Source organism: Rhizobium sp. CB3171 (assembly GCF_029714265.1).
GTDB lineage: Bacteria > Pseudomonadota > Alphaproteobacteria > Rhizobiales > Rhizobiaceae > Rhizobium.
This window is the reverse complement of record NZ_CP121653.1, coordinates 1,966,837-1,993,833: the sequence shown is the minus strand read 5'-3', so window position 1 is coordinate 1,993,833 and position 26,997 is coordinate 1,966,837. Positions and strand designations below refer to the sequence as shown.

Genomic DNA, 26,997 nt, shown 5'->3' with positions numbered 1-26,997 from the left:
TATGGTTCACCGGTGCTATGTCGTGGCAGGTATGCCGCAATCGCATATCGACTATTCAAATGTCGTAAGTGTGCAGGCAAAATTTGGCCCGCAGTTTCAAATTTGCGAAGCGTTTCGATCAATAATCGCGATCCGGCCATCGCGCCAAGCGCGATTCCCCATCTTTATCGTCTAAAAAATATGCGGCCGTCTTAAAGATATGCGCTCATTGCAATGGTGTATTGACCGAACGGCTCTGTTAACCGGCGAGGGCGAGTCTTATATTTCAATCATCGAAAACACGGCGGCGCCCGGATGGCAGCCGCTTTTCCAAACCCGCAGAAAGGGGATGAACATGAACGTAGCGCATTCCTTCAACAACTGGCGCAAGTATCGCCGGACCGTATCGGAACTCGGTCGCATGTCGAACCGCAGGCTCAACGATCTCGGTATCGAGCGCTCGGACATCCAGCGCATCGCTCGCGAAGCACTCGCACGGTAATATTGAATTCTCGCACGGTGACAGTGCGATGTTTGAACGCCCGCTCTCATACAGCGGGCGTTTTGCTTTATAAGGATGGCCGTATTCTCATTAGACCGGCTGGCCGAAAAGTTGGAAATATCCCCAGGCGGCAACGAAAATCGCAATCACGACGAGGATGACAAGCAACTTGCGTAGACCGGGGCGCGGTGTCTTGGGCGGCTTAGGTCTTCGAAATTTGATGACATTGTCGTTCATTTGACCTCGGCTATCGGGCATTATCCAAGCTTCTCTTTCGCTCCAAATCCATGGGTCCATAGATAGAACTGTAAGGCACCCAAGAGCAACCCATTGCGAAACCGAACGCGATGGCGGTAGCGGCTCCGCTTGTCAGGTAGCACGTATCTTTCCGCGTAAAGTCGCGCCTCACAGTGCGTGGGTTCGTCAGAAATGTCACGTTTTCTGAGAAAAGCCAGGGATTTCAGTACCCCAATTCGATCTTAACCGAGAAAGCGGACCACTTGGCGCCTAAAAAGAGTCACAGCGAGGTTTGGCGCTCAGAGCAAAAGGCACTAAAAAACCCGCCGAAGCGGGTTTGAAGAGCTGGGATTGTACCGACTATGAGCTAATTGAAGCCGAGATCTGACTTTCGATAAATGCGCTCGACACCTCCGAAATCGAAGACTGGCTTGATGCCAGAAACCCGGCGCTCTGTCGTTTCCCAGCGTGACTTAGACCCTGCCAATCTGCGGAACGAGATGTGATGGAGCAGAAAAGTCCGGATGGATGCCATCGAATAGGCAGTGTGCACCGCTCCCTGATCCGTGTATTCGAGCGCCTTCAGCACGCCAAGTTCACCAAGTGAACGGACCGTGTCGGCAGACACTGCCATCCGATTAAGGGTGGCAAAGCAGGAATAGTGATGGTCGGGTACTATAACTTTAGGGGCTAGCCGAGCGACCTCGCGTGGGTCGACGACAAAGTGTAAAACGGTGGTCGCTTCGTGACCCTCCTTCTTGATCCCCAATGTAAGATCGCCTTTTAGTGCGTGTACAATCATTCCAGCGATGGTCATGAAGTGCGCGCACTTTGAGAGGGGGACCGTCGCGTCTCTATCACCGCTCGTTCGAGCAAGTTCCTCCAGGCGGCCGATGAGCGTTTCGATCTGCATGGAAGAGTAGTGGCTTCTCGCGCGGGGATGGCTTGTTAGCTTTGTTACCGTGAGGAGGCCTGCTTCCCGCAACCGATCGATGGTCGGTTCGGATACGCCCAGACGCTCCTGCACGTAGATTTTCGATACAGAATCTTTCAGCCGCGCCGCAAACTCGTCCATCTGCTTCACATCGATCAAAGTCCGAACGCCACTGCCTAGTGCGATTTCGCCTTGGACACCGGCAGCTTTAAGCTTTCTGCAAATTATTTCTCTGGGAATGCCGTGCTGTGCGGCAGCGCTACGAGTGCTGTGGAACCGTCCAAAGCCTTTTTGGCCAAGAAAGTCGTTTTCGGGACCAATCTTTTGAGCACGGACAGCGTGATCACGGACGAAAGACACGATTGGCGCAAACTCAGGATCGTCAACACGATATTTCAGGTAACTATACAAAGGCCCATAGAGCCGTACTCCAACGCTGTTGTTGTTCCATTTGATGCCTCGCTCATCGATAGTGTCGAGCCACCGGCGCAAGCCGGAATAGCCAGATTGGAGGATTTCGAACCCATGTTGGACTGGCTCTCTCGAAGCCGCCGTAAGGATATGGTGACGGCCGCCATAGGGCCGTTTTAGCTCCGTCGCTCCGACGATTTCACATATCGCGAGTGCGCCATAGTAAGGCAAATCGTCCAGTACCTCATTATGAACGGCTTGCCCATTTAATCGGTCTGAGAAGTATCGATCTGATCCCGTTGATGGAACAGCTGCTGCGTTGTTGGCGGCATCGACTACCTCCTTCCAATTATCCGCTAGCGCGCCAGTGAAATCGGGGCACCTATAGTTGTGGTATGCTGTGGAACTTGTTGCAATCGCAATGTCATGTTTCGGACATACCGTCAGAACGGGATTTAGCCATGCCGCACGACAATGCAGCCGCGCAAACTTGTTCGAGCCATAGGTGTTTACGTCCTCAATTACGCAATGGGGGCAATATCGCGCTGCTTTTCGATACATCACCTTTGGGTCGACGGTCTGCCCGAGGAAGCTGAGCAGTCTGCTGGGCTGAAAGCGATATGAATGCGCAGCAAGGACCCTAGGATCGTTTCCGCTGATCTTTGCGAGGCGGGTCACTGCCAACTCAAACCCCTTGTTCCTCCAAACCCGTGTCCCCGTGTGCCGCATGAAATCCACCAATGGAACGCCACGAAAGCGCGCATAGCGGGACACAAAGTCCGGCAATGATTCAGAATCTTCAATGATGAGAGTATGAGCCATATCAATTCCCGCGTTTCCGTCCTGTTGTTTTTGAGGTGAATTTTGCCGCCGTCTCGGCAGACTTCAGCAAGGCGCGCGCAAGAAGGTCGCCCAAAGAGTTATCGGGAACAATGTTTCGCCAGTTCTCCGACACGAACACGTTCGCCGGGGGGCGGCAGCCGCTCGCAAGAGCATAAGTGGCCGCGAAGTGACCGAGACCAACGGAATCCGATTTAGTTCGAAGAGCATGTTCGCATGCACCTCGCACGAGTTGGATCGTGGACCCGAAGGCGCCATTGCAGGCATGCATAAGGCGATGGATGAACTCCTCGGAATCAAGGCCGTTGGCGGCAAGACCTGCGTCCTCTGTGACAATCTTCAGGACGATCTTCCTGACGATCGCTCCGTCCGCCGGATACGCCATCGGCCGTAACTCAACGAGATTGCTTCGCTCCTTCAGTTGTCTGTCGGTGTCCGAGAACTGATGGACGAACTGCGCCAAAGCAGGTACACCGCTTAGTACTACAGTTGTAAATGGGAGCAAATCATGATTCTCTTCAAGGAGTTTTTTGAAGGGGCTGCGGCATGTCTGTTTCGGAATGGTCGGGTTCGGGGATTTCCTGGGAAGGGGAACTGTCGGTGCTGAAGGCGCGTCTTGGCGTGGTGTTCCGACGTTCTGAGGCGCGGGAGGGCTGCGGGGCATTTATCGACGGGCTTTTATCGGGGATTGAGCGCAAGACGGGCTGGCTTCTTTCCGAGCAGGCCGGCCTTGGGCGCCCGTGGCGAATCCAGGCCCTGCTGGGGCGCTCGCAATGGGATGCGGACCGGTTGCGTGACATCGTTTGCGATTACGCCATGGAGGCGCTCGGCGATCGATCGGGCGTGCTGGTGGTGGACGAAACCGGTTTTTGAAGAAAGGCACCCATTCGGTCGGGGTGGCGCGGCAATATTCGGGCACCGCCGGCCGGATCGAGAGCTGCCAGATCGGCGTGTTTGTCGCCTATGCCAGCCGCTTTGGCCAGACGCTGATCGACCGACGGCTCTATCTGCCGGAGGCGTGGGCGAAAGACCAGGCGCGGCGCAAGGCGGCCGGGATTCCACAGGAGACGGAATTCTTGACCAAGCCAGCAATGGCGCGCGCCATGCTGGCACAGGCGCTTGATCGCGGCGTGCCGTGCGCCTGGGTTCTGGCCGATGCGGCCTATGGCGGCGATTACCAGACGCGCCGCATGCTCGAGGAGCGCCGACAGCCTTATGTGCTTGCGGTGCGCTCCAACCATACCTTGCGAATGCTGACCGATCAGGGGCTGCTGCAGACGGACCCGAAAGAGATGGCCGAGGAACTGCCCGTTGCGGCCTGGACTGCTTGTCCTGCCGGCGAAGGCGCCAAAGGATTGCGTCTCTACGACTGGGCCCGGATTGCGCTGCCTTATGTCGTCGAGGAAGGCTATGCCCGCTATGTCCTCATCCGCAAAAGCCGAACGGATCCGCGCGCCCTCAGCTACTATCTGGTTTTTGCACCCGCCGAGGCTACGCTTGCGGAACTGGCCGGCGCGGCAGGATTGCGCTGGACGATCGAGGAATGCTTCCAGCGCGCCAAGGACGATCTCGGCCTTGACCATTGCGAGGCGCGCTCCTGGCATGGCTGGCATCGCCACATGACGCTCGTCATGGCGGCCGCGGCCTTCCTCGCCAAGCTCGGCGCCGATCTACGCCGTTCGGCCTGCGGCAAACCGAACGAAACGAGTCCAAATCCGAAAATCGCTGCCTGACGCGCAAGATCAGGCTCATCCCCACCGTCGCCGAAATCCGCACGCTCATCGCTCGGCTGATCATGCGAAAGCCCGCAAAGCGGGGATTCATTCTCGCCTGGTCTCTCTGGCGACGAAACCATCAGGCGCAGGCCATGCTCGCCCACTATAGAAAACGAGGTCATTTACAACTGTAGTATTAGGATGAGATGCAATGGCCAACCTTCGATCTGCACCAGGCTCTTCAGAACGTCCGCAACGTTTTGAATCTCCTTGGTAGTATTACCGCGCAGTACATGTTGCATTTCATCGATCCAGAGGAAGAGCACGCGATTTTCTCGCAACTGTTCCTTCCATAGATCGAACAACTCCTGTTCCGTGATCCGCGCGGTGGTGATCGGATAGTTCAGTGCCGCAAGGCCTGATCGGGCCAATCCCTTGAGTGTCAAAGGCTTTGGTGGCTCGAAGAAGACGAAGGGGCGTACCTTCGTGCCATCGGCTGCAACACGGGGTGCGAACTGCGGGCGCTTCGCGATATGTCGTTCGACCGCCGTGGTCTTCCCGCTTCCGCTTTCACCTACAATGAAAATCGCGCGGCGTTTGGCGGCTTTGCCAAACAGTGCAGATGCCACGTTTTCGAGCAGGCTGTCGAAGGCCAAGTCAAGAAGCGCGTCACGAGGAGTGCCGATATAGGCCGCGTTCATGCGGCCCAGGATTTCGACGCGGCGCTGCCGTTCCGCATCAAGGCTGTCGAACACAGCCTGGGCGGCCTCGCGAAAGTATTCGGGGTAATTGCTGGTAGACAAGGTGGTTACTCCTTACAGATTTTCGAAAAAGATGCCGTCGTCGGCATCGTCCGGCTTGATGATTGCGAACGCGGAATCGTCCTCGGGGAGGTGCACCTCCTCACGCTCGGGCAACACATCCTCACTTGCGAAGATGTGATCAAAGGCCTCGACCCCGACGTCGAGGGGATTGTGTGGAATTGCGAGCGCCACCAGCTCGCGGACCGGATCGTTGAGATCGTCGACGATCGCGGTCTTGAAGTATTCGCGCTCGATCTGATCGTAATTGGCGGCTACGAGCCTATCGACACCCAGACCGGCTGAAAGGGCGGCGGTCGTCCCGGCCGCGCGTACGTCGCGGACGCCTGCCAGCAACGTAGATAGCTTTGCCTTGGTGTTTGCGTTGTTGTTCTCGTTCCAGTCCTTTCGGGCAGCCACCCATTCGAAGATGGTAGTGCCAACGGGAATGCCAATGACTGCCTTCGCTTCGACCCATTCGTTCCCCTTCTTGAAAAAGATAGAACTTAGATCCAGGCGACTAACGCGAATTTTGACCTTTGGTGCTGGAGCGTGCGGAATAGCTTGCTGCTCGAAACGCAGCCGTTGCAGATCCGTGTGGTCGTAGTGGATTCCCGTGGATGCGACACCCTTGTCAGTGATGGTCCGCTCAAGCTCGGTGCCGAAGATCTTGCAACGATCGCCCGGATCAATCGGCGGCAAAATTGAGCAGTCGCGTGAAAGACGACGCCATGCGTTGGCGGGCGTTTCGTACCCTAACCCCCAATGTGGGGTATTGTGATAGATGTCGATGATTGCCCGCACGAAGACGCGATTGAATTCGTCCAGGTTCATGGACGCATAACTGTGCGGATCCGTTTTGCCTTTTTCGAGGATGTTGGCAAAGGTGCGGCCCTCGAAGTAATGCATGAATCGGAGTTCACAGGTCCGGAAGAAGGATTCGATCGTTCCGCGCGCTGCTGGCTTTCCGCTTGGCGGAAACACCTGCGTGCAACGGAGCGCTGCGACGCCCGCGCGGAAGTCGCTGCTGGTGAACGCGGCACCAGCATCCGTAGAAATCGTTTCCGGTGTGAGCCCGTATTCCCAGAGATCGCCAGCGCCGACGACCGACGAAATTAGTGTCTTGTCGGAGACAACCATTTCCAGGGCCGCGAGCGAAGACCGAGAGGAGGGGGCATGGCGACTGAAGTGCATGGCCAGGATACACTTGGTCGCGCGGTCAATTGCGACGGTGAGCCAGACTCGAGCACGACTTACTGCCTCGCGTTCTTTCTCAGAGAGCAACTGCCATACGCGGAGGTGGGTGAGGAGAACTGCAAGGTTGACCTTCCACTCGTCCATCTCGACGATTTGGCCAGGACGCTCGATCATTAGGCCGCCGTGGACGATCGCATATTTCCGCCGCGCATACTCCTCGCCGTGACGTTTCGCCATCAGGTAATACGCGCCCATTTCCTTGATGAGCTTCTCGAAGCATTTTCGCGATGGTTTATGATGAAGTCGCTGACCGGTACCGGAGCGTTCCTCGTTCACTTCATCGATCCGAGCTACCAGCGATAGGTAGCATTCGCGCATCGACGGACGCTTGCGGTCAGCATAAAGGCAGGAATATTCGAGCCAGAGCTTAAGGTCGTCCGGATGGCAGAGCGTGCGCGATTTCGGGCCGGTCTTGAGACTTACGAGAGCGAGCGGATCGCAATTGCTTTCGATGTAAACATCGTGGAGCCGGCGGAAGTGTCGTGGGCTGGGAAGTTTGTATGATACCTCCTTTCCACCGTTCGCCTCGCTCCACCGCTCTACCACGACGGATTTCAGGATGGGCAGGAGAAACTTCAGGCATTTCACGCCCAGGCTAACCTTGCGCTGCTTGAAGCCTTTTGCCTGAAGAACCGGGTGCTTCTTCCCAATCTCCTCGAAACGAATATATTCTTGGATCAGGCTTTCCAGCCATAGCCCCTTCTGAACCTTGTGGTCGGCGAAGTCGGAGATTTTCAGGTTTCCATACTTCAGCGCAAAGACCGAGTTTTCGAGGCTGTGGTAATCGCGATCGACCTTGATGCGGCGTTCGGCCGTCATCAGATAGATCTGCTCATGTGAAAAGCGTTCGTGGAGCCCGTTGGCGTCCTTCAGGACGGTGCCGTCCGTGTTCTGGTTGACGACCGTCATGTGACGGTTGTCGTCGATGGTGATCCGATCATTCTGACCGTAGTGATAGATCGGAATGGACCTACGGAAGCCATTCGTGGGGGAGACGAGCTGGTTCATGGCATGACCTCGCTAGTTTTTGCCAGAGACAAGAAGTGAGACATCGGTGATGCGACCCGGTTCAAGTGGGCGCAGAAGACCCTCGTCGATGAGGTTCCAGATTGCCGTGCGGCGATGGCCAGGGATGGGAGCCCCGCGAAGCAGATCCCAGAAGCGGACGGCGCCTGTGATGCTGGCTACAAGCGCGCGCGCCGCGAGGTACTCGTCTTCATTGTATTTCTCACGGGATACGAGGATCCAACCTGCATTGGCATCATCGTCGTCGTTTGCGAACGACTCCGTGACGACGCTGATGGAGTCGGCATACTCGGGAATGCCCATCCGCTTGATTTGCCGTAGAATGCGCAAGGTGCCGAGCCTTACAAGTTTTTCAAACGGTTTGGCAGCGATCGCTACGCGCTTGCCATTCGGACGCCGGACCCAGTAATCGAACGTATGTTTGTGCCGCTGGCCATCGGCGCCGACGTATTCAACTGTCGGCCACTGCTCTCGCAGTTCCTTGACATCAGGAGATGCGCGAAAGATGCGCCCAGCCTTTTGCTCAACGGAGCTCTCGAAATACATCATGCGTTCGCCGTCGAGGTTCGGCTGATTGCCACGGTAGTTGAGCGGCGATTTCGGAGATGGCTTGCGGTTGCCAAGCGACGGAAGTACCGGCCCATAGCGGGGAGGCAGCGTCGGATTCGCCCAGACGGTCGTTTCCGGAACACTGAAGTCCACCTCGACGCCGTTTCGGCGATTAAGCATATGTTGCTTGATGAAGTGTTCGGGGCGCATTCGGAACTCCATTTTGCGCTTGTAAGACATGGGTGTCCGTTCGCGGACACGACTGCGCCCGCGTGGGAATATCGAAGGACTGGGACGTCAGAGGTTCAGACGGCCTGCGGGTAGCGTCAGGTCAGAGACCTTCAGCGATAGCCCTGTATGCTTTTCATGCCTGAAGCTCCTATTCGTACGCATAGCTTAGCCGTTGCCTTTGGCGGCACCAAAAGCTCGGGCAATTCGAAGGGAAGCTCCTGTCGGGATTTATTTGGGCCGAAGCGACTCTATGAGCTCCGATATGGCAGGGATCACGAGCGAGCGCCCGCCATCTACGAAGAGGTACTCGCTACGCGCTCGAACTTCCAAATGGGTTCGGAAGCCTGGTCCTTGCGCAACGACATGTGCGGAAAGCCCGTCCGCTCGGATGCACCAACGGAGGGAATTGTTGAGTTGCTAGTCGCAGCATGTTCTGCCATGGTGTTGATACCGACCTTTGTTGTCTGGCTTCTACATGGCTCAAAAATTCGATGACCACAGCCCCTTCACGTGGAAAATGCCGCTTCGAACCATGTCTAGATGCGCAGATTCTCAGCTAATAGCTAAAGAAGAACTGCCAATATCCGGCGACCTATCGCCTGCAATGCAGAGAACAGGACGTCGGTTATTGTTCTGACGATCGGGTCATTTTTCATGATGGTCATAGCAAGCCTCCGGCTGAGTGATCAGCTTCATGATCGACAGCGGGAGAGGGGCGGATTTCAATATCGCCCATGGGGCGGCCAACTAAGCCTGCCGTTCGATACCTCCCGCGATTAACGGGATATTCGTACCTCTGACACGTCAACGCCCTCCGAGCGCTTGCAACGCGCAAGAAGGTGCACCATTCCGGGACGTTTACCAAGAATTTTAATAGATTTCCTAATTTATGGTTAACAGACGCCGCTTTGCGACGAGCGAGCCGACTACGGTAGTTCCTTGCATGCAATCTCCTCAATGTTCGGACATCGCTCGAACAAGGAGACCGCCAATGTCCACGATGCGCGAAAGCTTTAAGGACCGAGTAGAGGCCAAGCGCGCGAAAGACGCGGAGGATTACCTCGCTCCACGGCTCAAGGAGCTTGAGGCACTCGCTCCAGTACTTCGGGCAAGGGGATTGGAGATGGACGTGTACGATATTAGCAATTGTACCGTTATCCGTTTCATCGACCGACACCAGGGACGGGAAAGCCCCGTGACCGTCGGCTTTCCAACCAGAACAGCTGCAAGATCAAAGGAGGCCAGATGGGCTCGGGCCGAAATGGATATTTGGAAGGCCAGGCCGATTTACTTCGGCGACAATGACTGGCTTTGCCTGGAAAACTCTGGCGACAGCTTAAGAATCGAACTCGAAGGCCTGTCGCTGCAATCGATAATCGATGGTCTCGCGGAGAAGATTGTCGAAACGCCTATTCCTGAAAACGTGCCTCAGCAATGTCGCAGCGAGAACGTTGAGTTCGCGAAAGCCTACAAGATCATCAAGGAAGTGACGTCGACTAAATTCGGCGCGCACATTGCGGCCCAACGAGATGCCAACGGCGTCGAAAGCTTCGCATTCAGAGACCGCGAAAAGCGCCAATATAGGATGGAATTCGGGAAGACAGCGAAGCTCTACGTCGACGACATGGAGGTCGGTGAAGCGCCTGTGCGTTCAACCTGGGAAATCGGAGCCTTGATTGCTAAGCATTACGGGCTCGAATATTCCCCGAGCCTGAAGCGTCGATTTTAACAACGGCTTCGGCCCGCTTTCGTTCGGCCGCCCTTCTCATGCTTGCTCCAATGCGTTCGAGTTGCTCGACGCTCGAATTGTCGGGATGGTCGTCATCGTCGCCATCGTCCGGGTAGTATCGATCTTTATCGCTAAGTTCGAAGCTGGCGTAATATTCTTCCGCGATGGCGCGGTTTCGCTCCCTCAGACGTTGGCGCGACTCTTCCGCCTTTTGTCGGCGAGGATCATTGGGAAATTTCACCGTTCTGTTCGGCGCTGCTTTCGCCACTGGTTTTCGAACCTGGTCTTTCATTGCCTCGTGAAGACCGATTTCTTCACCGGAAAGAACAGCATGGATCCGATGACCAATCATTCTTGCAAGCACTGGCGGGAATGCATTCCCTACCAAACGCGCCTGTGCCTTCAAGCCCGCATCGGGTGCCAACTCCCAATCGTCGGGAATGCCCTGTAGTCGCTTGAGCAGAGATATGGTGATCGGCACCAAAAGCTTTTCGATATCGGTTTCCGTTATTTCGCCGGGGCGTGGGGGACTTGGTCTCAAGTCGTTGAACGAAATCCCTTGTGCTTCCCACTGCTCCAATATTGCGGTTGTTTGGATAGGCCAGTTCACAACAGTGGGCGTGTGTTTGGACTTATGTTCGCCAAGCCAGGCGTTCGCCCAGCGATCGTACTGCTTCTGTGCCTCGTCGCTGAATTCCTCGCCGTCCGGCTTGCGCCAGGGCGAGCCTGACAAATAGGGGAACAGAACATCTGCGACCGTCTCGAGTGTTGCCCGCGAGAGTCCGTCGATCGGGGTGGGCACATCGAAGGCAGCAAAATCGCTGCTCTTTGCAAAACCGTAGGTAATGACGCGTGCGCGGCGCTGCGGAAGCCCCCAGTCCTGCGCGTCGATTACAAACGTGCTGACAGAGTAGCCGAGATCCTTCAACTGGCTGTAGTTTCCGAGCCGCATTTTGATGTGGTCATCGTCATTTAAGCCAGTCACATTCTCAAAAAAGAATGCGCGTGGTCGCACGGCACCGACAATCTCGATGGCCTCGTTGAACAGATTGCGCTTGTCCAATTCGCCTTCCCGCAATCCCGCTTCGGAAAAGGGCTGGCAGGGCACGCCGCCCGAGACTAGGTCAACCTTGCCATTGTACTTCGCAAACTCTTCCTCGATATTGCAGGTCTTCAGGTTCAGGCGGCTGACGTTCCAGTCCGGTCGATTGGCTTTCAGCGTCTGGCTTGCGCGCAATCCATTGTCTACGAGTAGCATCGGCTCGAAGCCCGAAGCGCACAAGCCGATTGCTTCACCACCAGCACCCGCGCACAATTCGATAGTCTGAAGCGTCTTCACCGGCCTGACACTAAATCGGGCAAGTTGGTTGCCGTGAGCTTTGTTTCTGGAAAGGAAGGTCGTAACCGTGCTGGGGCTGATTTCGCATCCGAGCTTCAGGATGCCGTCTTCCATGTAAAAATCACCGTCGGCAAGATCGTCCAAAGCATAGAAGCAGGCTGACTTCACACCGCTCTCGAAATCGTCGATGAGCAGAGTGGCGATATCTTCCTCGGTCCCGTAAGGCCCCGGAAAGAGCGTCGTGAACAAATCACACGCGTTTCGGGCATCTTGCATGATCCACAAGACGTCCGGGCCATCCGGTTCTAGACCCTCGTGCCTTTCGGAAGAGGTGCGCTGATTGCAAATGTTGACGTATTCCCTCAGGCGCTCATGAAGGCGGCCAACGACATCTTCCAGCTCCTTTATCGGCAACTTTCCTTGTTGCCGGACGGCCCGATCGACCATTCTTTTGCGAAGCTTGAAGTTTTCCTTCCAGTCGGTGGCCGCCCGATTTGCCAATTTCGTCGAGATTTGCCGAATTGCTGCGGCATCAATGACTTGACCATCCTTAATCCGCAGCAGGGCTTCTCTTTGTGTCTTGTCACCCGCCCGGGTTAGCGCTTTCAACGTTTCAAAAGGAACGAGGCGAAGCCGGACTGTTGTCTGAGCGTCCTCCGACATTATTTTGTGCGACTGAGCGACCGAAATTTGGTCGTGGTCGAGCCCGCATTCCTCATGCAGCCAGGTGTCGATATGGTGCGCTGGGATCCCGCTCTCAGCTCTAAAAGCTTCCGCGAGCTCGAACATGTCGAACATCGCTCTCGTCATTCGGGCGCGGGCGCGCAAAATTTCCTTCTTCGCCTTGGTCAGTTTTTCGCCGTCGATTTGGCTGAACCATGCGTTGTAGCGATCGCGCGCTGATGCGCTGCGTTCTTCTACAGGCTGATCGAGAACTTCAATCGACACGGGAGCACCAAGATGAGGTTGTATTTTCGACCTAGCAAACTGGAATTGCTGTCCCGATAAGGGATTCAATAAAAATTTAGCTAGTTTGCCTTTGGTAAATCCGTCGGGCGTCAAAGACTTCTCTGGCGCGCTCAACTGATATTTTCCAATCCAATGCCATGCACTCCTCAACTTTACCCGCAAGAGACATCCATTCGTCCCAGTCGCCGACAACGTACAGTCGCCGTTGGGCGCGCGTAACCGCAACGTTGAGGAGGTTCGGCCTCTCCTGTACCCAGTTCATGCCCGATTCCTTCTTTCCTCCTAGCACGAGCACAACAGTTTCAGCTTCTTGGCCTTGAAACGAATGGACGGTTCCGATTGATTTGGAGCACCAGTGATCGATGTCTGCCCCCTCGAAGTTCGGGTAGAGTTCAGCAATGGCATCGCGCAGCCGTTTCTTGACGCTGATTTTGATATGCCGAAAAGGTGCAATCACAAAGAGTTTCGGCAATGCCAGATCTCTTGCTCTACTGTTAAACACGATGCAGGCGTTCACAATATCCGCGACAATGTCTGTCTCGGCCCTACGAGAATTATCTGTGATGGGCTCCGACAGTGCACGTGGCACATCAATCCAAGCGCTATCGTGGATAAGCAACCGAGCGCTTTCGCTATCGGGATTGTTGAGTGTCCGTTCCTTTTGTTCCTTGTCCCGGCCAAGGAACATCTTGCCTTCGTAGGATAGCTTGTTTGAAATCGAGAACATGGGATCGACGCAGCGTCTGTGGACCAGCAACGGACTTCCAACCCAGCGTCCGTTGAGTTCTGTTCCGAAAGGGTTCCGAGCGTCAGCAAGCGACTGTAACGACGAGTTTGTCACAAGAAAGCTATCCGCTACGTTGAAGGTGGCGGCAACCGCTTTATCCACCTGTTGATTGAGCGTCACTACCGGGTCCAATTGCTGAGGATCGCCGACGATCAATGCGCGCTTGGCTCGTGAGAGGGCTACAATGGCCCTCGGCGTTGTAGCCTGCCCGGCCTCATCGATGATGAGCCAGGGTATCGACCCGCGCGGCAGCGTTCCGAACAGCCTCTCGAACGAATGGAAGGTAGTGGAAACTACGGGAACCAGAAGGCTAAAGGTTGCCCACAGATCCTTCGCGAACTCGACAGTGCGCGGCCCCCCCTTGTTATCCAACAAGGCAAGGAAATGGTTTAGGTTCTTGAGGAAGGGGGCACGATTTGCAGCAATGAAGCTTTCGTGCAGGGCCAGAGCCTTGACGAAGAGAATAGCTCTGGCTCGTTCAAGCGATTTTGACGTTCCCGGCAGTCTCTCATGGCGATCATGCTCGTGGGCCTGATTGAAATCTGCGGCTGAATAGGCGTCACCCAATTCTTCGCGCAGCACACTCAAATCGACGTCAGCATTCGAGAATTGGAATGACGGAGATTGGGGCTTCGTCCACCTTCGCCACCGAAAGGCGTTGGAGACTTGTTCTTGTAGACTTCGTGGTGAACCTTTTTGCCAATCAGAGGAAATCCTCTCGAACTGTTCTTGTTTCTTCAAGATTTCATCGAGTTCATGAAGCGCGTTCTTAAACTCTGCCCGAGCCTTTTCATAATCAGTTGTCTCTAACTTTCGAATTTCCTTCTCAGCCTTCGACATTGCTGTTTTGAACTTCTTCATTTTTTCGCTGTTGCCGAGCGCAGCGGAAATAGTACCCCATACCTGTGTCTTGCTATTACCCATAAGATGCTGGGCGATCGCTTCCAGGTGACGGATCGCTTGGAAGCTGTCCCCAAGCTCTGAACGTTCCGGAAGTTTGAGGGTTATGTTTTCCAACGCCGCATTGTTGGAGCTCGCTACCACCACAGAGAAATCATGAAGTGCTTCTGGCAGGCCGAAGTAATCGTCATCGGCGATCGTGAATTCAACACCGTTCGCAAGGATCTTTGCGCGCTGTACGATGATCTCCGCTATGACGTCTTTAATAAGCGTGGTTTTTCCCGTGCCCGGAGGGCCATTGATGGAGAACAGCCCGGAGTCACCGAGCACATCAAATGCCTTGTTCACGGAGACTTGCTGCATAACGCTCAGCGAATAGTCGGATGGCCATCGACCAGCGGGGTATTTCGCAGGCGCGAGGGTCGAGAGGATTTGACCCGTGTTCATGCAATCCACCCTCGGTTGAACACGATCGGAAAGCAGGATATCAGCTACGCCGCAGGGCCGCCCGGCAGCGAGGTCGGCTACAAGGCTTTCAAGTGGTTTAACAAACGGGTTCGCCATTACACTAGAGCGGCTGTTTCGTCTTTTCGGAGTATGGCCTTTTGATACTTCAATCGCCTCCAGCTCCTTAGCTGGGAGCTGCCTCTGTTCAATCATTCGGCTGAGGACAACAAAACGGGGCGCCTTCACCACCAACTGTTCATCCAGGTGAAGATATCGAAGGCACTCCTTTGACAGCTTATCAGCGAGTTCGAACGCAGCATCTGGACCGTTATCTCGCATTACCTCCTCAAACCAAGCGGCTGCGCGCGTCGAATATTCGTTTTTGTCAGTGATGTGATCTGAAAGCGCGTTGGCCAATACCTGCGGGAATTCAGATAGCTCCAAAGTACCCAGAAGAGGCACGCCGTCGTCGTCGACACCAAATGCTCCAAGAAAGGTAAAGCGGTCGTCGACGTTCAACGCCGTTTCACCATCGTCCTTCCTTAGACGAAGGACATTTCTGTAGGCGCTTTTCGTCGGAATGAGCCCGAATTGCACGGTGTGTTCATAATGATTGCCATGGCTATCGTTCATCGGCCAAGGAGCGCGATCCACGACGTGCGTCGAAACGAAATCGTCGCCAACGTCGTTGTGCCGCTCGGCCGCATTGAAATCGTATTTCTCGACGAAATGCCAATATCGGAGGATGTCATTAGGATCGTGTGATGGTACACGGCGACCAATTTGATTGGGGTTAGGTCGAAGGCCGCTAGTCTTCATCTCTGTTGTTCCTTGCAATCGATAGCCTGAAAATCGGTAAAAAGCTGGGGACCGACGATGGCTGAACCTGGGACTGAATTTTCGTGGAATGGCACTGATTACGTGGTTGATCAAAACGGGCGCGTTTCACGCGAAGTTCTCGTCGAGAACCGTTTTCTCCCCTACCTTGGCGACTTTGGAGACGATGAGGAGAGAATTGGGGCCTTGATAAGCCCCAATCTGTTGCTCGACGACATGGATTGGAGCGTGATCGATATACATTATGAGATTCTGGAATACGGGGACGAGACCTCGAAAGTCCTGGTTAGTGGCGATCCCTCGTATGTAGTTTGGAAGCTTGAGATGGAGACCCCCACTTTTTGGGCGGGAACACCTTGGGCGCGGTGAGCCAAATGCATGCGAATATCTCTATGACGATACAAAACTATGGACAAAGATAATGCACGCGAATTAAGGTTGCGCTTACAACCTTGACGAATAATTTGTTACCGGATGACCAAGACATTTACCCCTTGGTCAGGGAACGTCTTTGTCAGCACGCCACTGCCGAGCAACCGTTACTCGGGCTTCGGTCGGCGGAACCACCGAATTTTTTGTTGTACAGATCGAAGAGATTCTTGTTGCCAGAAATTGAATAGAGCGATCTGCGCCCTTTTGCCTTTCTATTATTTGGTGCAAGCGCCGGGCGAAGATGAAGCTCTGGGGATCGGCTTTATCCCATCCAAATCCGACCGCCGATCAATGCGAGCGTCTGCGAGCCGGGATAACTTCAACCCGGTTGGAACTCTGCGGGATAAATGCGAGTATCAATGTCCAAGAGCCATCGTCGTCGCTTTTTGGCGTGGCCCAACAGCTTGGTCAAATTTGGGACCGACCGTCGGAGGTACAACGCAACATCTGAAAGACTTCGACGACTCGATGGCGGCTAGCCTGTCGTCGAGAACATCGCGGTCTCCATCGAGCCGTTGGTCGGCGCCCGTCATCACTGGGACCGAGGCAGCTCAGGCTCTAATGTGCAGGCCATGCTCTTTCGAGTGAAGCCGCCCAATGATCTCATTTTCTAACAGCTCTCCGCCTCCTTCCACCAGATGCGGTGCTATTGCTCCGTAGACGGTGTCATAAGATCGAACATCCATTTTCCGGACAAATCCGGCTCGGCGGTCGATTGTCCGTTCCCGTGCATCATTGGTTGAGTTGGCGGTGCGGCTCTGCAGGTTTTGATTGGTTGCCCAGCAGGACAGTCGCCAGCAGCAACGAAATCGTATGCAGAGTCTTGATCGGTCAGCAATCCGATCTTCATGGCTTCGTCCGCTGAGATCATTCGAAGTTTATCAGGCGGCGCGCTCATCATCATGTCCACGATCGACTGATCGACACCCATCTTCTTGAAGTAGTCAGCATATTTATTACGAGTTGCTTCTGACAAATCGGGGGTTCTTCGCTCGCTCAACGGTTTGCTGTTGATGACGTAGCGATCGACGACATGCCGTTTTCCGTGGATGGTTTTGTATATAAACTCATCCTGGGTCAAAATTTCATCTTGCACCTGGACAATCTGGTGGACGCCGAGATAGCCGTATGGACTGAGCATCCGTCGTATTCCACCTGCCAATATGAATGGGCATGCCGAATAGCAAACACCTTGCGTCGGACCGACCCTACCGTTCCATTCTGATGTCGCAGCAGATATCGAGTTGCATTTCGCCTCTGGGTCCGAGCAATGCCAAGTATGACCGACCGCCACAGACAGGTGAGCAGCCCGTATCATTTCTCCCATTTTAAGCGCCGCTGTGACACTTCCACCAGGAGAATCGAGGACTATAGGCAGCTTTCGATTCCCCAAACTGTCTAAGACAGCGCGAAGATCGGAATCGGAGTTTTTGCCGATCCAACCCTCAACCGAAATCCAGTCAGCCGCGCCATGCATAACGATAATACGCATCGGTGGCTCTTCAGCTTCGGCAACACTTCCGACGAAACAGGCAAAAAAGGCCGTGACGGCGAGCGCGCTCAGCAAGCTGTTTCCTGTTCTGATGCAAATAGACCTAATGACAGACATAGTCAGCGCCCCACAACCGCAGCAATCAATGCACGGCACGAGCGCTCAATCAAGAGGAACTTTCCCGACGTGAGGCTGATGCAGCTCGAAATGTGACGCCGGACAACGCTCCCACAGACGTTCGATAATAGCTGTAGTTCCGGTCATCATTGACCAGAACTCATGCGCCCAATCCCGCCGGCCGAGGGGCATGATCCTACATCTCCATGATCGGTCCTGCAGTTTTAGCCAGGCATCGCAGCAGTAATCGACGATGACCTCGCGGTTAGAGAGCCAGTTTTCACGTATGAACCGCCAGATGTTTTCGACGCGGTTAGGGTCGGGTGATTTCGGCGGCAAGGGCCGAATGGTGATGTTCTCAGGGACGGCTAACGCGTTGGACATGTGCCAACTTGCCTGATCCATGATCAGGATAGCGTGCGGCCACGTTGGTTAGGGCGAAACCAACGTGGCCCCTCTTTGCAAGCTCGCAATTTCCGGTTCTCATATACGTATTCATCTTGAGAACCATCCCCAATGACATCGTCACCACCGCTCGTTAAGCTTCTGAAAGCGTGTCTTTCCCAGCTCGAAAGCAATATCTCTCCATTGCCAGCAGGAATGCTTTTAAGAGCAGGACCGTTCGGGTTTGATCTAGTCGAAGCATCCTCATTCAATGGGCGCGACGTCGCAATTTCGATTCCGGCCGGATTGCGGGCCGACCACTTGCATCAATTCATGTTTGGTTTGAGACGGGAGGCTGTTCCGGCTCAAACGGTTCAGCTGTTTGAGCTTGTGACACGTTCTATCGACGGATCGGGCAGGTCAGAAATAGATATGCTGACCGAGAAATTAGAAAAAGCCCTTTTAGCCCATGCCCGCGAGATTACTGATGATCGCGCGAAAGTTCACGCCGAATATCTGCGGCTCGCAGAACTCGACGTCAAATGGCTGCTCAGCGAGTTGCACGATCGGGACTTCAACGGAGACATAGACAGTTTGGACCATGTCCTCTGCTGGAAAGAGGGGGAATTTCGCCTTAATCCGGCGGAGGAGCGGCTTCGAGCAAAATGGCAGATCCCGTTGCCTGCCCAATACACCCGGTTACAGCTGGCCGCCGATATCGAGTCCTACAGACATTCATTGATGGAAATAGCATGGTTCTGTCGTGGAGGTCCCGTGCCAACCGATCTATCGTTTATCAGATGCATCCGCAGCGAGGCAAAGCCTGTCACGTTTCTCTCCAAGGAAGAGGCGGAGCACGAAGCTGGGCGACAGATAGATAAGTTTGTGAAGTGGCTCGCATACAACGATGAATCCAAATTTGTCTACGATCTCGAGATCTCGGCGTTTGGCATCATGGCTTGGTCACCCGACGATTACCTGCCGTCAGCGCAGCATGGCCGCCATGTGATATCGTGCGGGCGGACAAATCCGCTGATGCCGCTGCAGTTTGCGGCCGTGGTTGTAGACTGCCACGAAAGCCTTGGCGAGCTGTTGGCCCACTACCTCCGCGGCGGCACCGGGATGTTCGCCGAAGAAGTTGCTGTCGCGTTTTCCCGCTTCGCAGAGATCTATGTGCAGAGCCCTGAGGACGAGATATGCCGCTCGACGATCTCATATCCATACGGACAAAGATGGGCGGATTTCCGTTAGCCAGATCGCTGCTTTTGACGATTAACTGCTGACACAGGGAGTTGACGTGGCTTGTCCTTTGCCGCAACCCACCGAGGCAATCTCCATCTGGTCGCTCTCTGGGACAGACAGTTCGACATCCTAATTTGCTAAAGAGCCTGCGGACAGGTTGATGGGCTAGGCGTCCGAAGGCCTAAGTAGTATTAATCTTGCAAAAATCGGAGGGGTCGATTAGTTTCGCACCATGGCTTTGCCACGGGGTTATTGCTATTACGCTAACCGCATTTGAGGGACCTTCGGGTCCCTTAAGTGTTTTTAGGGTCGTTGCGATGATGAATTCATCGTCATCGAGATGGGTAGCTTCCACTTTTGCCGATCTGGTCATTGTCTTCTTCCTGCGCTTCCAGCCATCGGCGGCCTTGCCGTCTTAAGATTTTAGACTTATTTTCTATCCGTCACGGGCCGCCGCACGACCCCTCCGGGGGTGTGTAAAAGGGCGGCTCTTCACGTTTAAGATGGCTCTAATTCGCCTCACGCGCCTCTCCCGAGCAACGGGTTGGGCACCTTCGCTCAAAAGGGCTGATGCTCAAAATTGCCTTTCCCGTCCCGCCACATTGACATCAATGTCTCAGCCGCTTTTGCCTGTGACATTGGCTGTGTTGGGCAGATTTATCGGAGTTGAATTCGGACCTGGTATTCCGCAAGCGGTTGAAAATGGCCCTCGATCAACCGGTCCTCCCTCGACCTCTCCCGTTCGCTCGTAGACAACTCTCAATTTCCGAACGAGAGATCATGCATATTTGTGAATGTATATTTGGCAGCTTTCTCCACCGGGATATCAAAAGCGGTCCGACTGACCGGGCTCTCACTTTTGAAGATCGAGTGCCAAGTCAGGCATACTGTCCGTAGTCGAGACGTTCCATTCGCGCGTGCCATTGCCCATCGAGGGGATTGTATATCCCTATAAGCGGGTAGACGGAGTTGATCAGGAGAAAGTCTTTCGTATCCAAAGTGGCGATGGGGAGCCTGTGCGCCAAAGAAACCGCTGCAATATGAAGGTCTTGCCCACCTTTAATTTTCTTACAGTCCACGCGGGGGACAGCCAGATTTCGCAAAAGCGGGTCGCTGCTAAGGCTGGCCATTATGTCGGTAACGGCCGTGGTCGTGGGCAAAATAGGAATGCCGCTTTTCAGTAGTTGCGAATACCATTCGCTCAATCTGATCGCCTTGGTGGGATTAGTGGAGAGAAGCTGAACTATGCCGAGCTGGAGTTCGAAAAGCGACGCCACGGAGATGTACAGGTTGACCGCGGTGCGGAGAAATCGAACAATCTCCTCCCGAGGAGAAGGGCGGCTTGTTTCGCTTAGAACGCTTGTATCAAGCAAGAAGGACGCGGCCATCGCGGTTCTCTAGCGCGAAAATAATTTGGCGAAAACTAACTGTTAGTTATTGCTAATGTATTAACGCGCCACCGACAGTCAGTCCAACATGTATCGCCGGGGTGCGCCTTGCCTCCAAATAGATGCTGCATTCATTGCCGGAAGGGGTTAAAGGAATTCTTGTAGAGCGCAGTTCCGGATGGCCATGGCGCAGAAAGAAATTCTTGTCGTGAATTCATGTGACGGGGAGCTTGATCGCTTCCTCGAGCGGCTGCGCGCCGCTGGCGAAATCACTGTCGTGCATCGCGGCGAACAGTTTGTTGTGGAATTAAGGCAAGACCAGATAACGCAGGCTGCGAGAGAATTCCTTTCGAAGGGGGGGCCGAGCACAGAGTGACAACCGCCTACCAACCGATATCCCAAGGGCGCGGTTTTCCATGAAAGATCACCACGCGGGCGTCGGGCGGAATTGAGCCGTTTCCACTTTCATCGTCATGGAGCGCTTGGCGCACATGGGACTTCCAGGAGACAATCTGGCCAGGCAATAAGTTCTGCCATCTGCTGGCGCGCTCAAGCCAGAAGTGCTCCAGAAAGGCCTGGTCGCCGCCTTTGTGATAGATGTCCATCCAGTGCTGTGGCTGCTCGATCCATTCGGCCCAGATCTGCTCCCGAACTGCTTCCGGCAGATACATGATCGATGATTGCAAGCCCTCTGGACGATAGATGTCGCGCATTAGAGCAAGCTGTTTGACGGATGCGATATCGGCAAGGCTTCCGACAATCGAGGTGTCGAGATCCATAAAGAGAATGTCACCGGATATCCCCGGCCGAAAAAGCTCCATCTTCGACCACCACCCCGGCCAGTCATACATCAACGGTAGAGTCCGGACGTTGTCGGCTTCAATATCGGAAAGGCACCAAAAATCAGCATTGGGCAGATGATGCATCACCTGAGTACGCAATCTTAGTACGTGGCCGGCCCTGTATTCGCCGCCGGATCGCAGGACGCAAAAAACAGAAATCACCTTCTACCAGCCTCGATTGATAAATCTGCATCGCCGAAGAAGATTCGCCGATTGGTAGAGGATATGGGATCATTATTGCAGGAGTCATCGGACGCGTCGAAATTTTGGTGCCCTGTCGATGATAGGACACAATCATGTCGATCTCGGTTGAAAAGAGCTTCGCGAAGTCTCTAAATCCCGATTGCCAGCCGTCTTACAGACGGTCCCGGCTGAGGAATGGGGGGCAAGGCCATCGGAGGTGCGAGCGATCTTTGGCCGGTCGCTTGGAGCTCTGAGTTCCTCTTTCTACGGAATGAGTTGCTAATACCCTGGTCTGAGGAAGTGGCGTTGTCTTTTTCACACTCCAACCCGCTTTATATTTCCCAAACGATCTACAGCAACGTAAACGTGAATTTTTTTTTCCAAACAGTTTTAAAGTACGCGCGATTGCAAAATGATTGGGGAATCGATTAGCATGTTAAAAAATATAATAATTTCATTGGGACTGTCGTTGATCAGCTGTTGCTTGAGCGCAGTTGTGGCGGACGCGGCAGTGCATATTCCGAGTGGATGCAAGCAGAAGGTTTTTCTGACGATTTCCGGCAAAATTGGTAGAACGACGAACGGCGCCCAAAATGCTTATGAGATGTCGGAGCGCGAATTTCTCGCTTTGCCGGCGTCCACAGTGACGACATCCACGCCCTGGACTCCCAAAAGCGATTTCGCCGGTCCTCTGCTGAGCAAGGTGCTGGGCGAAGTTCATTCGAAAGGAAAGAGGCTACGTCTTGTTGCGCTCGATAATTTTAGCGTAGAGGTGGATGCGGACTATTTGGAAAAATACGGCACCGTCCTTGCAACCAGCAAAGACGGGGTTCGCTTGACTATCAGAGATTTTGGACCGGTCTTTGTCATGTATCCTCGCGACAGCTTCAGAAAGGAATTAGACACTCCAGCGGCAGCATCATATCTCGTATGGCAGCTATGCGGGATCGAGGTGGAATGAAGTTATTCCATCTCGCATGGTTTAGCATTCCCGCAGCCATCGTGGCGATATGCGTTGGCGTCGTCGTGTATAATTGGACCGCCATAAAGGCAGAATATGTCCTTTGGGATTCCTCCGACAGTAGGAATCCATCATATTTCTACTGGCCGACCGCGCAGGTGCTAAGGGAGCTTGAGGTCGTCCGATTGGATTTGGAGGCCATTGCCGACGGATCTGCTGTCGACCGGGATGCGCTTTCGTTTCACATCGATGTCCTGATATCCGGTATTGATATTATTGTAAGGCCTTCTGAGCTGAATGACGGTTATAAGAAGCTGCCCGGCTTCTCGGAAGACGGTGCCGCTCTAGCCAAGTTCGCAACGGACGTTTTGCCGACAATTAAATCCGATGTCTCGTCGGCCGATGCCCAGAAGCTATTGCCCAAACTGGAAGACATGTCTGATGAATTGGACAGGATTTCCAAATCTGCCTGGGACCAGGATAGTGATTTCAAGGAGAAATCCTTCGAAACTATCCAGGCTGGCCACGTAATAATCCTCCTGATTGCGGGACTATTGGTGTGTGCGATCCTGTCCTTCGTTGTGATTTCAATATGTTACTGGTGGGCTATCGCGGCGAGAACGCGCGCAATAGCCACTGCAGAAGCCGCCGTTGCGGACAAGATCAGCTTCCTCGCTATGGTCAGCCACGAACTCAGAACGCCGCTACAGGTCATTGTCTCGGCTTTGGACATCCTGGAACGTCCTCAAGACGTCAGGACCAGGAATGAATTGACCGCGCGCATCCGTCGGGCGGCTAACAGTCTCGCTGTCCAGCTTCGCGATATGCTGACGCTGGCCCGAGCGCAAATGGGATATATCGAGCTGCAGCCTGGCGTGTTTGAGGCGGGGGAACTGGTTCGAGAGGTGGTCGAGAATTATCACGCAATGGCGACAGCCAAGCATCTGGACCTACGGCAGATGGGTCCAGATGAAGCCGTTTTCGTGGTGGCCGATGGCGAGCGTATCGCGCAACTTCTGCATAACCTGATTTCCAATGCCGTGAAATATACGTCGTCAGGTTACGTCCAGGTCGATCTCACGCCATTTGATGAGAAGGCCGGCGAATTGATCATACGCGTGACCGACACCGGACCAGGCCTGCCGCCGAGGATACTTGAAAGTAGCGCCGATGCGAGGGGACTTCTCAGCCTTGGCAGCGGACGTGGCATTGGTTTGTCGGTCGTCCAAACTTTAATACGGCAGCTCGGTGCGCGCATGACCGTCAGCAGGCCGCACGACGGCGGTAGCATCTTTGAACTTGCGATACCCGCAGTCCTGGCTGAGGGGCCCTCGCACCGGGCGAACGATGTTCAGAAGCGGGTTCTTGTTGTTGACGATCATCCTGACCTTCTGAAAGGATTTTCGGTTGTCCTCGAAGAGCTCGGCTTCGTGACTGACATTGCATCCTCCGGTATGGCGGCACTGAACTTTGTGGTTGCACACACCTATTCGGTGATCTTCATTGATCTCGATATGCCGGCCATGACGGGACCGGAGCTGGCAGCGCAAATCCGCAAGATGAATCTGCGCCAGAAGCCAAAGCTCGTTGCAATGTCGGCGGCCAGTCAGGGCCCGAAGTACGACGTATCGCTTTTTGATACCGTGCTGAGCAAGCCGATACGCCTGCATCAGCTACGGACGATTATACAGTTTTGAAACTGGCGTTCAAAGCAGCGATAAGAATTGGCATGCTCGCCGGTTTCGTAAAGAACTTCAAATTGTGGCGCGCCAGAGCTGCGGCGATATTCTCTTCATCGGCATTGCCACTCCTGATCTGCCCAGTCAGGATAATGATCGGGCAAAGCGCATTGCGTGCACGAATATTCTCAACCAGCTCCAGTGCGGTCTGGCGCCGCGCATCGCGCTCTATGATCCAGTCAAGGACATACGCGTCGAAGTCGGTCTGAGCATATAAGACTTGAGGGTCGTTGAAGGCGACGGCCTCAAGGCCTGCCGTCTCCATGTACTGTACTATGGTATGCGCTGTATCGGCGTGGTCGTCGAGAATGGCGACCCGACGCCGAGAAGGTGTCGGCTCTATTACCAAGCGGGTAACGGCGTGCGCGGGTATTATCGATCTCGTGTCTGCGGGCACAACACGCCAGGAACCATCGATCTCGGTTGCGATGAGTGTTCCTGGAGAAACCTGTCCGACGAGATTTCCTAGTCGGATGCGGCAGGGCACGATATGGTTGTTGATGACAATGGACGCATCGAGCAATGCGTCCGACTTGTCGAACGTGACGAGCTCTTCCAACCTCTCGCCGAAATGCTCGGCGACACGTTTCAATTCTTCGAGTGACCAGGAGGCGTTCGTTGTCAGCCGGCGATTTCCGGCGGAATAGGAAAGGCCGAGAATTTCGGAGACCGTGACCGCAAAACGATACTTTGGTATGCCGTGTCGCGTCAGAAGCGCCGCGATGCATTGTGCGGCCAACCCGGCTTCTCCATCCGCAATATCTGAGCGTAATTCGATCATTCCGTGAATATCTTCGCCCAATTCGCTCGCAATTGTGCCATTCCTTCTTGTGAAAGCTCAGAATACGCGTCATTAAATGACTCATGCATGTGTGATGTGGTCATACTGGAAACGCAGGCCCCCGTCTAGCTTGTGTTCGTGCTGCGGAACTCAAGCGAGCGATCTATCGGGAAAGGAAGAGTTGTGAGTGGCTCAGGAATAATGCGTACCCCATCGTCGGAAAACGGTGCGATAGGTCGGAACTACGCTTACATTCTAATAGGCGGTTTCTTTTTTCCATTGATGATTGCGGCGCATATAATAGCTCGGAAAAAACGGGTTAGCACAGACGAAATTGGTGCTAGTCACTATCAGCTTCAATTGAGAACAACGTCAATTGCGCTCATTGCGACCGTGGTTATTCTTTTTGTCGGCGTGGCAATGATACTTGGCATACAGCACGCCTCACCGTTGCAACAAGCTGAAGAGAGGATTTATGTTATCAATCTCATTAACGCAAGTTGGTTATTTTTCTTATGGGTCGCCGCTAGGTGTATTCGGGGTCTATATCTCGCAGGTGCGGCAAAGAAGATTCAGAACCCCAAAACCTTTTGGATTTGGCCGTGATTGCTCTTTTGGAAAGAACGGTTGAGGAAAGCACCAATCCCCTCAACCAATTGTAAAATGTCTGACCAAAGAAATCTTGTTCTGAGGACATTTGCGGCCTTAGCTGTCATTGTTATATGCGCGGTTTTCGCGTTTACGCCAATTTTGCGAGATGGGCCACCATCATACCCACTTCCGGATTTGCTCGAAGCAAAAAGATATTTAGATACCATTCCGGACAGCTCGCTGATTAGGCTCACCCCAGACAATCAACCCGTTTCACGGTTCGCGAGCACCCAAAAGATCGGTGAGCGCGTTCTAGACGCGCTCAGTCACGCAAGGCAGGCTAGGTACCGCCCAACGTGGGGTTTGGCTGATATAGAGATTATTGTTGTTCCGGACTTTCTTAGGATGAACCTGAACGACAGGAAGTCGTCTCTTAAAAAATTTGGCTTGCGAAAAGAAACGGTTGCCGACGTCCTGGCGATGGAAGCTTCGTCCGATGGATGTGCGGCTCATCGGTATCAGGACAATGGATGGTCCAATGGAGGTTTTATTTTGGTTGATCCCGCAGTTCGTGCAATGACTGCGGAGGAAGCTGCGAGATGTGCGATAGCTGGATTTGACTATCTTTTAGGCGTACCAATCTCGAGCGGCACTTTTGCGCTAAAAAGCTTCCCAAATCCAGCAACTGGTGCCCTCATCTTAGATTACGTGAAGTTGTGCGCATATAATGGGGAATCGGATGTATCTCCGAAAATCCGTTCAAGATTCGGCGTTACGAATTACCCAGCGCTAAGGTGTGTTCGGCGCAATATCGACGTCGCTATTGACCTTTCAAAGAAGACGATTCCGGGAAGCTAGGCAAGTCAGTGCGCTTAGATCGTTCGTTAAGCGAACATCTGGGATAACATGTGCTTTCCCTTAAATGGCGCAGCAATTGATTGGATGCCGATAGTTTTTTCTTCTTTTGATTGTCTTATTTTGTTTTCCAGATTGCGGTTGTGCGATTCACGCGTATATAGGTACAGAACACGCGCATTGTGAGCGCTTTCTGATGTCGATGCAGTCTGTGGTAACTTTTGGGCTTCTCGCAACGACGGCTGAATGCGACTTCTAAAGCGAGAAACATGCTGGGCGCTATGTGAAGTACCCAAGTTGGATGCTCAGGAGTCGGGATACGTTCGATGAAGCGTAGCTTCTCGATGATTAGAATTACTTGGAGATAAGGTCGCCGGGCGACCTACGAGAGGGGCTATGACTGATTACACGAGAGGCTATATTGGCTGGTATCCATCACCGGATGGAAAGAATTACGGCTACGGCACCGTCACGTATAAGGGCCAAGTGTATGATGTAACT

23 protein-coding genes and 1 pseudogene are annotated in these 26,997 nt (G+C 53.9%); 11 read left to right on the top strand and 13 right to left on the bottom strand.

All coding sequences use genetic code 11. From position 1 onward, the window contains the following. The first annotated feature begins 334 nt into the window (after positions 1-334). Positions 335-481 (top strand): DUF1127 domain-containing protein, encoded by a 147-nt coding sequence (locus QA648_RS28405; RefSeq protein ID WP_260304281.1) that lies wholly within the window; start codon positions 335-337, stop codon positions 479-481. A 90-nt stretch (positions 482-571) separates the two neighbouring features. Here the strand turns inward: QA648_RS28405 and QA648_RS28400 are convergent, their stop codons facing one another. From QA648_RS28400 to QA648_RS28390, 3 genes are all read right to left on the bottom strand, one after another. After that, positions 572-718, bottom strand: coding sequence for a hypothetical protein (locus tag QA648_RS28400; protein WP_260304280.1), 147 nt, complete (start codon positions 716-718; stop codon positions 572-574). 367 nt (positions 719-1,085) lie between these two features. Beyond that, the gene (locus tag QA648_RS28395; protein WP_283052200.1) at positions 1,086-2,885 is read right to left on the bottom strand and encodes a TniQ family protein; all 1,800 of its coding nucleotides are present in this window, start codon (positions 2,883-2,885) and stop codon (positions 1,086-1,088) included. Position 2,886: 1 nt separating this feature from the next. After that, positions 2,887-3,366, bottom strand: coding sequence for a hypothetical protein (locus QA648_RS28390; RefSeq protein ID WP_283052199.1), 480 nt, complete (start codon positions 3,364-3,366; stop codon positions 2,887-2,889). Positions 3,367-3,449: 83 nt separating this feature from the next. On the opposite strand from QA648_RS28390, the gene QA648_RS28385 reads away from it, so the two are divergent. Further along, a complete protein-coding gene (locus QA648_RS28385; protein ID WP_283052197.1) occupies positions 3,450-3,776 on the top strand; it encodes a transposase in 327 nt (108 codons plus the stop codon). Then, positions 3,773-4,636 carry an IS701 family transposase gene (locus QA648_RS28380; protein WP_283052195.1) on the top strand — a complete coding sequence of 288 codons (864 nt, stop codon included), beginning with the start codon at positions 3,773-3,775 and terminating at the stop codon, positions 4,634-4,636. The genes QA648_RS28385 and QA648_RS28380 overlap by 4 nt, the downstream gene beginning before the upstream one ends. 164 nt (positions 4,637-4,800) lie before the next feature. Here QA648_RS28380 and QA648_RS28375 read toward each other — a convergent pair whose 3' ends face one another. The 3 genes from QA648_RS28375 to QA648_RS28365 are packed head-to-tail and all read right to left on the bottom strand — an operon-like array spanning position 4,801 to position 8,460. After that, a complete protein-coding gene (locus QA648_RS28375) occupies positions 4,801-5,421 on the bottom strand; it encodes a TniB family NTP-binding protein (protein ID WP_283052192.1) in 621 nt (206 codons plus the stop codon). A gap of 12 nt (positions 5,422-5,433) precedes the next feature. Beyond that, complete coding sequence (locus QA648_RS28370) at positions 5,434-7,683, bottom strand: integrase (RefSeq protein ID WP_283052191.1); 2,250 nt, start codon at positions 7,681-7,683, stop codon at positions 5,434-5,436. Between the two features lie 12 nt (positions 7,684-7,695). Beyond that, entirely contained in the window at positions 7,696-8,460 is a 765-nt protein-coding gene (locus QA648_RS28365; protein ID WP_283051960.1) for a hypothetical protein, read from the bottom strand. A 1,012-nt stretch (positions 8,461-9,472) separates the two neighbouring features. Here QA648_RS28365 and QA648_RS28360 point away from each other — a divergent pair. After that, positions 9,473-10,210: a hypothetical protein gene (locus tag QA648_RS28360; RefSeq protein WP_283051958.1), complete on the top strand. Its 738-nt coding sequence runs from the start codon at positions 9,473-9,475 to the stop codon at positions 10,208-10,210. Here the strand turns inward: QA648_RS28360 and dcm are convergent. Further along, on the bottom strand, positions 10,161-12,632 hold the full coding sequence (gene dcm / locus QA648_RS28355; RefSeq protein WP_283052190.1) for a DNA (cytosine-5-)-methyltransferase: 2,472 nt from the start codon (positions 12,630-12,632) through the stop codon (positions 10,161-10,163). The two genes, QA648_RS28360 and dcm, sit on opposite strands and share 50 nt — an antisense overlap. Further along, positions 12,574-15,471: an ATP-binding protein gene (locus QA648_RS28350; protein ID WP_283052189.1), complete on the bottom strand. Its 2,898-nt coding sequence runs from the start codon at positions 15,469-15,471 to the stop codon at positions 12,574-12,576. The genes dcm and QA648_RS28350 overlap by 59 nt, the downstream gene beginning before the upstream one ends. Before the next feature lie 57 nt (positions 15,472-15,528). Between QA648_RS28350 and QA648_RS28345 the strand changes: the two genes are divergently transcribed. Then, positions 15,529-15,858, top strand: coding sequence for a hypothetical protein (locus tag QA648_RS28345; RefSeq protein ID WP_283052187.1), 330 nt, complete (start codon positions 15,529-15,531; stop codon positions 15,856-15,858). 709 nt (positions 15,859-16,567) lie between these two features. Here the strand turns inward: QA648_RS28345 and QA648_RS28340 are convergent. After that, complete coding sequence (locus QA648_RS28340; protein WP_283052185.1) at positions 16,568-17,488, bottom strand: hypothetical protein; 921 nt, start codon at positions 17,486-17,488, stop codon at positions 16,568-16,570. 198 nt (positions 17,489-17,686) lie between these two features. Then, positions 17,687-17,950, bottom strand: a pseudogene (locus QA648_RS28335) (transposase); the annotation flags it as partial. A 96-nt stretch (positions 17,951-18,046) separates the two neighbouring features. Between QA648_RS28335 and QA648_RS28330 the strand changes: the two are divergent. Beyond that, the gene (locus QA648_RS28330) at positions 18,047-19,165 is read left to right on the top strand and encodes a hypothetical protein (RefSeq protein ID WP_283052183.1); all 1,119 of its coding nucleotides are present in this window, start codon (positions 18,047-18,049) and stop codon (positions 19,163-19,165) included. A gap of 869 nt (positions 19,166-20,034) precedes the next feature. On the opposite strand, the gene QA648_RS28325 is transcribed toward QA648_RS28330, so the two are convergent. Further along, complete coding sequence (locus tag QA648_RS28325) at positions 20,035-20,544, bottom strand: PIN domain-containing protein (RefSeq protein ID WP_283052181.1); 510 nt, start codon at positions 20,542-20,544, stop codon at positions 20,035-20,037. A 178-nt stretch (positions 20,545-20,722) separates the two neighbouring features. On the opposite strand from QA648_RS28325, the gene QA648_RS28320 reads away from it, so the two are divergent. Beyond that, positions 20,723-20,920, top strand: coding sequence for a hypothetical protein (locus QA648_RS28320; protein ID WP_283052180.1), 198 nt, complete (start codon positions 20,723-20,725; stop codon positions 20,918-20,920). Between the two features lie 7 nt (positions 20,921-20,927). On the opposite strand, the gene QA648_RS28315 is transcribed toward QA648_RS28320, so the two are convergent. Then, on the bottom strand, positions 20,928-21,395 hold the full coding sequence (locus QA648_RS28315) for a hypothetical protein (protein WP_283052178.1): 468 nt from the start codon (positions 21,393-21,395) through the stop codon (positions 20,928-20,930). A 607-nt stretch (positions 21,396-22,002) separates the two neighbouring features. Between QA648_RS28315 and QA648_RS28310 the strand changes: the two genes are divergently transcribed. Beyond that, a complete protein-coding gene (locus QA648_RS28310) occupies positions 22,003-22,530 on the top strand; it encodes a hypothetical protein (protein WP_283052176.1) in 528 nt (175 codons plus the stop codon). Then, positions 22,527-24,227: an ATP-binding protein gene (locus QA648_RS28305; RefSeq protein ID WP_283052175.1), complete on the top strand. Its 1,701-nt coding sequence runs from the start codon at positions 22,527-22,529 to the stop codon at positions 24,225-24,227. Before QA648_RS28310 ends, QA648_RS28305 begins: the two co-directional genes overlap by 4 nt. Here the strand turns inward: QA648_RS28305 and QA648_RS28300 are convergent. Then, positions 24,214-25,071, bottom strand: a complete 858-nt coding sequence (locus QA648_RS28300) for a helix-turn-helix domain-containing protein (RefSeq protein WP_283052173.1) — start codon at positions 25,069-25,071, stop codon at positions 24,214-24,216. The two genes, QA648_RS28305 and QA648_RS28300, sit on opposite strands and share 14 nt — an antisense overlap. Positions 25,072-25,233: 162 nt before the next feature. Between QA648_RS28300 and QA648_RS28295 the strand changes: the two genes are divergently transcribed. Both QA648_RS28295 and QA648_RS28290 read left to right on the top strand, forming a co-directional pair. Next, complete coding sequence (locus QA648_RS28295) at positions 25,234-25,656, top strand: hypothetical protein (RefSeq protein WP_283052171.1); 423 nt, start codon at positions 25,234-25,236, stop codon at positions 25,654-25,656. Between the two features lie 390 nt (positions 25,657-26,046). Further along, entirely contained in the window at positions 26,047-26,499 is a 453-nt protein-coding gene (locus tag QA648_RS28290; RefSeq protein ID WP_283052169.1) for a hypothetical protein, read from the top strand. Positions 26,500-26,997: the final 498 nt, after the last annotated feature.

Coding starts and splice junctions, on each gene's coding strand:
- QA648_RS28405 (WP_260304281.1), top strand. CDS start 335: ATGAACGTAGCGCATTCCTTCAACAACTGGCGCAAGTATCGCCGGACC.
- QA648_RS28400 (WP_260304280.1), bottom strand. CDS start 718: ATGAACGACAATGTCATCAAATTTCGAAGACCTAAGCCGCCCAAGACA.
- QA648_RS28395 (WP_283052200.1), bottom strand. CDS start 2,885: ATGGCTCATACTCTCATCATTGAAGATTCTGAATCATTGCCGGACTTT.
- QA648_RS28385 (WP_283052197.1), top strand. CDS start 3,450: ATGTCTGTTTCGGAATGGTCGGGTTCGGGGATTTCCTGGGAAGGGGAA.
- QA648_RS28370 (WP_283052191.1), bottom strand. CDS start 7,683: ATGAACCAGCTCGTCTCCCCCACGAATGGCTTCCGTAGGTCCATTCCG.
- QA648_RS28365 (WP_283051960.1), bottom strand. CDS start 8,460: ATGCGCCCCGAACACTTCATCAAGCAACATATGCTTAATCGCCGAAAC.
- QA648_RS28360 (WP_283051958.1), top strand. CDS start 9,473: ATGTCCACGATGCGCGAAAGCTTTAAGGACCGAGTAGAGGCCAAGCGC.
- QA648_RS28350 (WP_283052189.1), bottom strand. CDS start 15,471: ATGAAGACTAGCGGCCTTCGACCTAACCCCAATCAAATTGGTCGCCGT.
- QA648_RS28345 (WP_283052187.1), top strand. CDS start 15,529: ATGGCTGAACCTGGGACTGAATTTTCGTGGAATGGCACTGATTACGTG.
- QA648_RS28330 (WP_283052183.1), top strand. CDS start 18,047: ATGACATCGTCACCACCGCTCGTTAAGCTTCTGAAAGCGTGTCTTTCC.
- QA648_RS28325 (WP_283052181.1), bottom strand. CDS start 20,544: ATGGCCGCGTCCTTCTTGCTTGATACAAGCGTTCTAAGCGAAACAAGC.
- QA648_RS28320 (WP_283052180.1), top strand. CDS start 20,723: ATGGCCATGGCGCAGAAAGAAATTCTTGTCGTGAATTCATGTGACGGG.
- QA648_RS28315 (WP_283052178.1), bottom strand. CDS start 21,395: ATGTATGACTGGCCGGGGTGGTGGTCGAAGATGGAGCTTTTTCGGCCG.
- QA648_RS28310 (WP_283052176.1), top strand. CDS start 22,003: ATGTTAAAAAATATAATAATTTCATTGGGACTGTCGTTGATCAGCTGT.
- QA648_RS28305 (WP_283052175.1), top strand. CDS start 22,527: ATGAAGTTATTCCATCTCGCATGGTTTAGCATTCCCGCAGCCATCGTG.
- QA648_RS28290 (WP_283052169.1), top strand. CDS start 26,047: ATGAACCTGAACGACAGGAAGTCGTCTCTTAAAAAATTTGGCTTGCGA.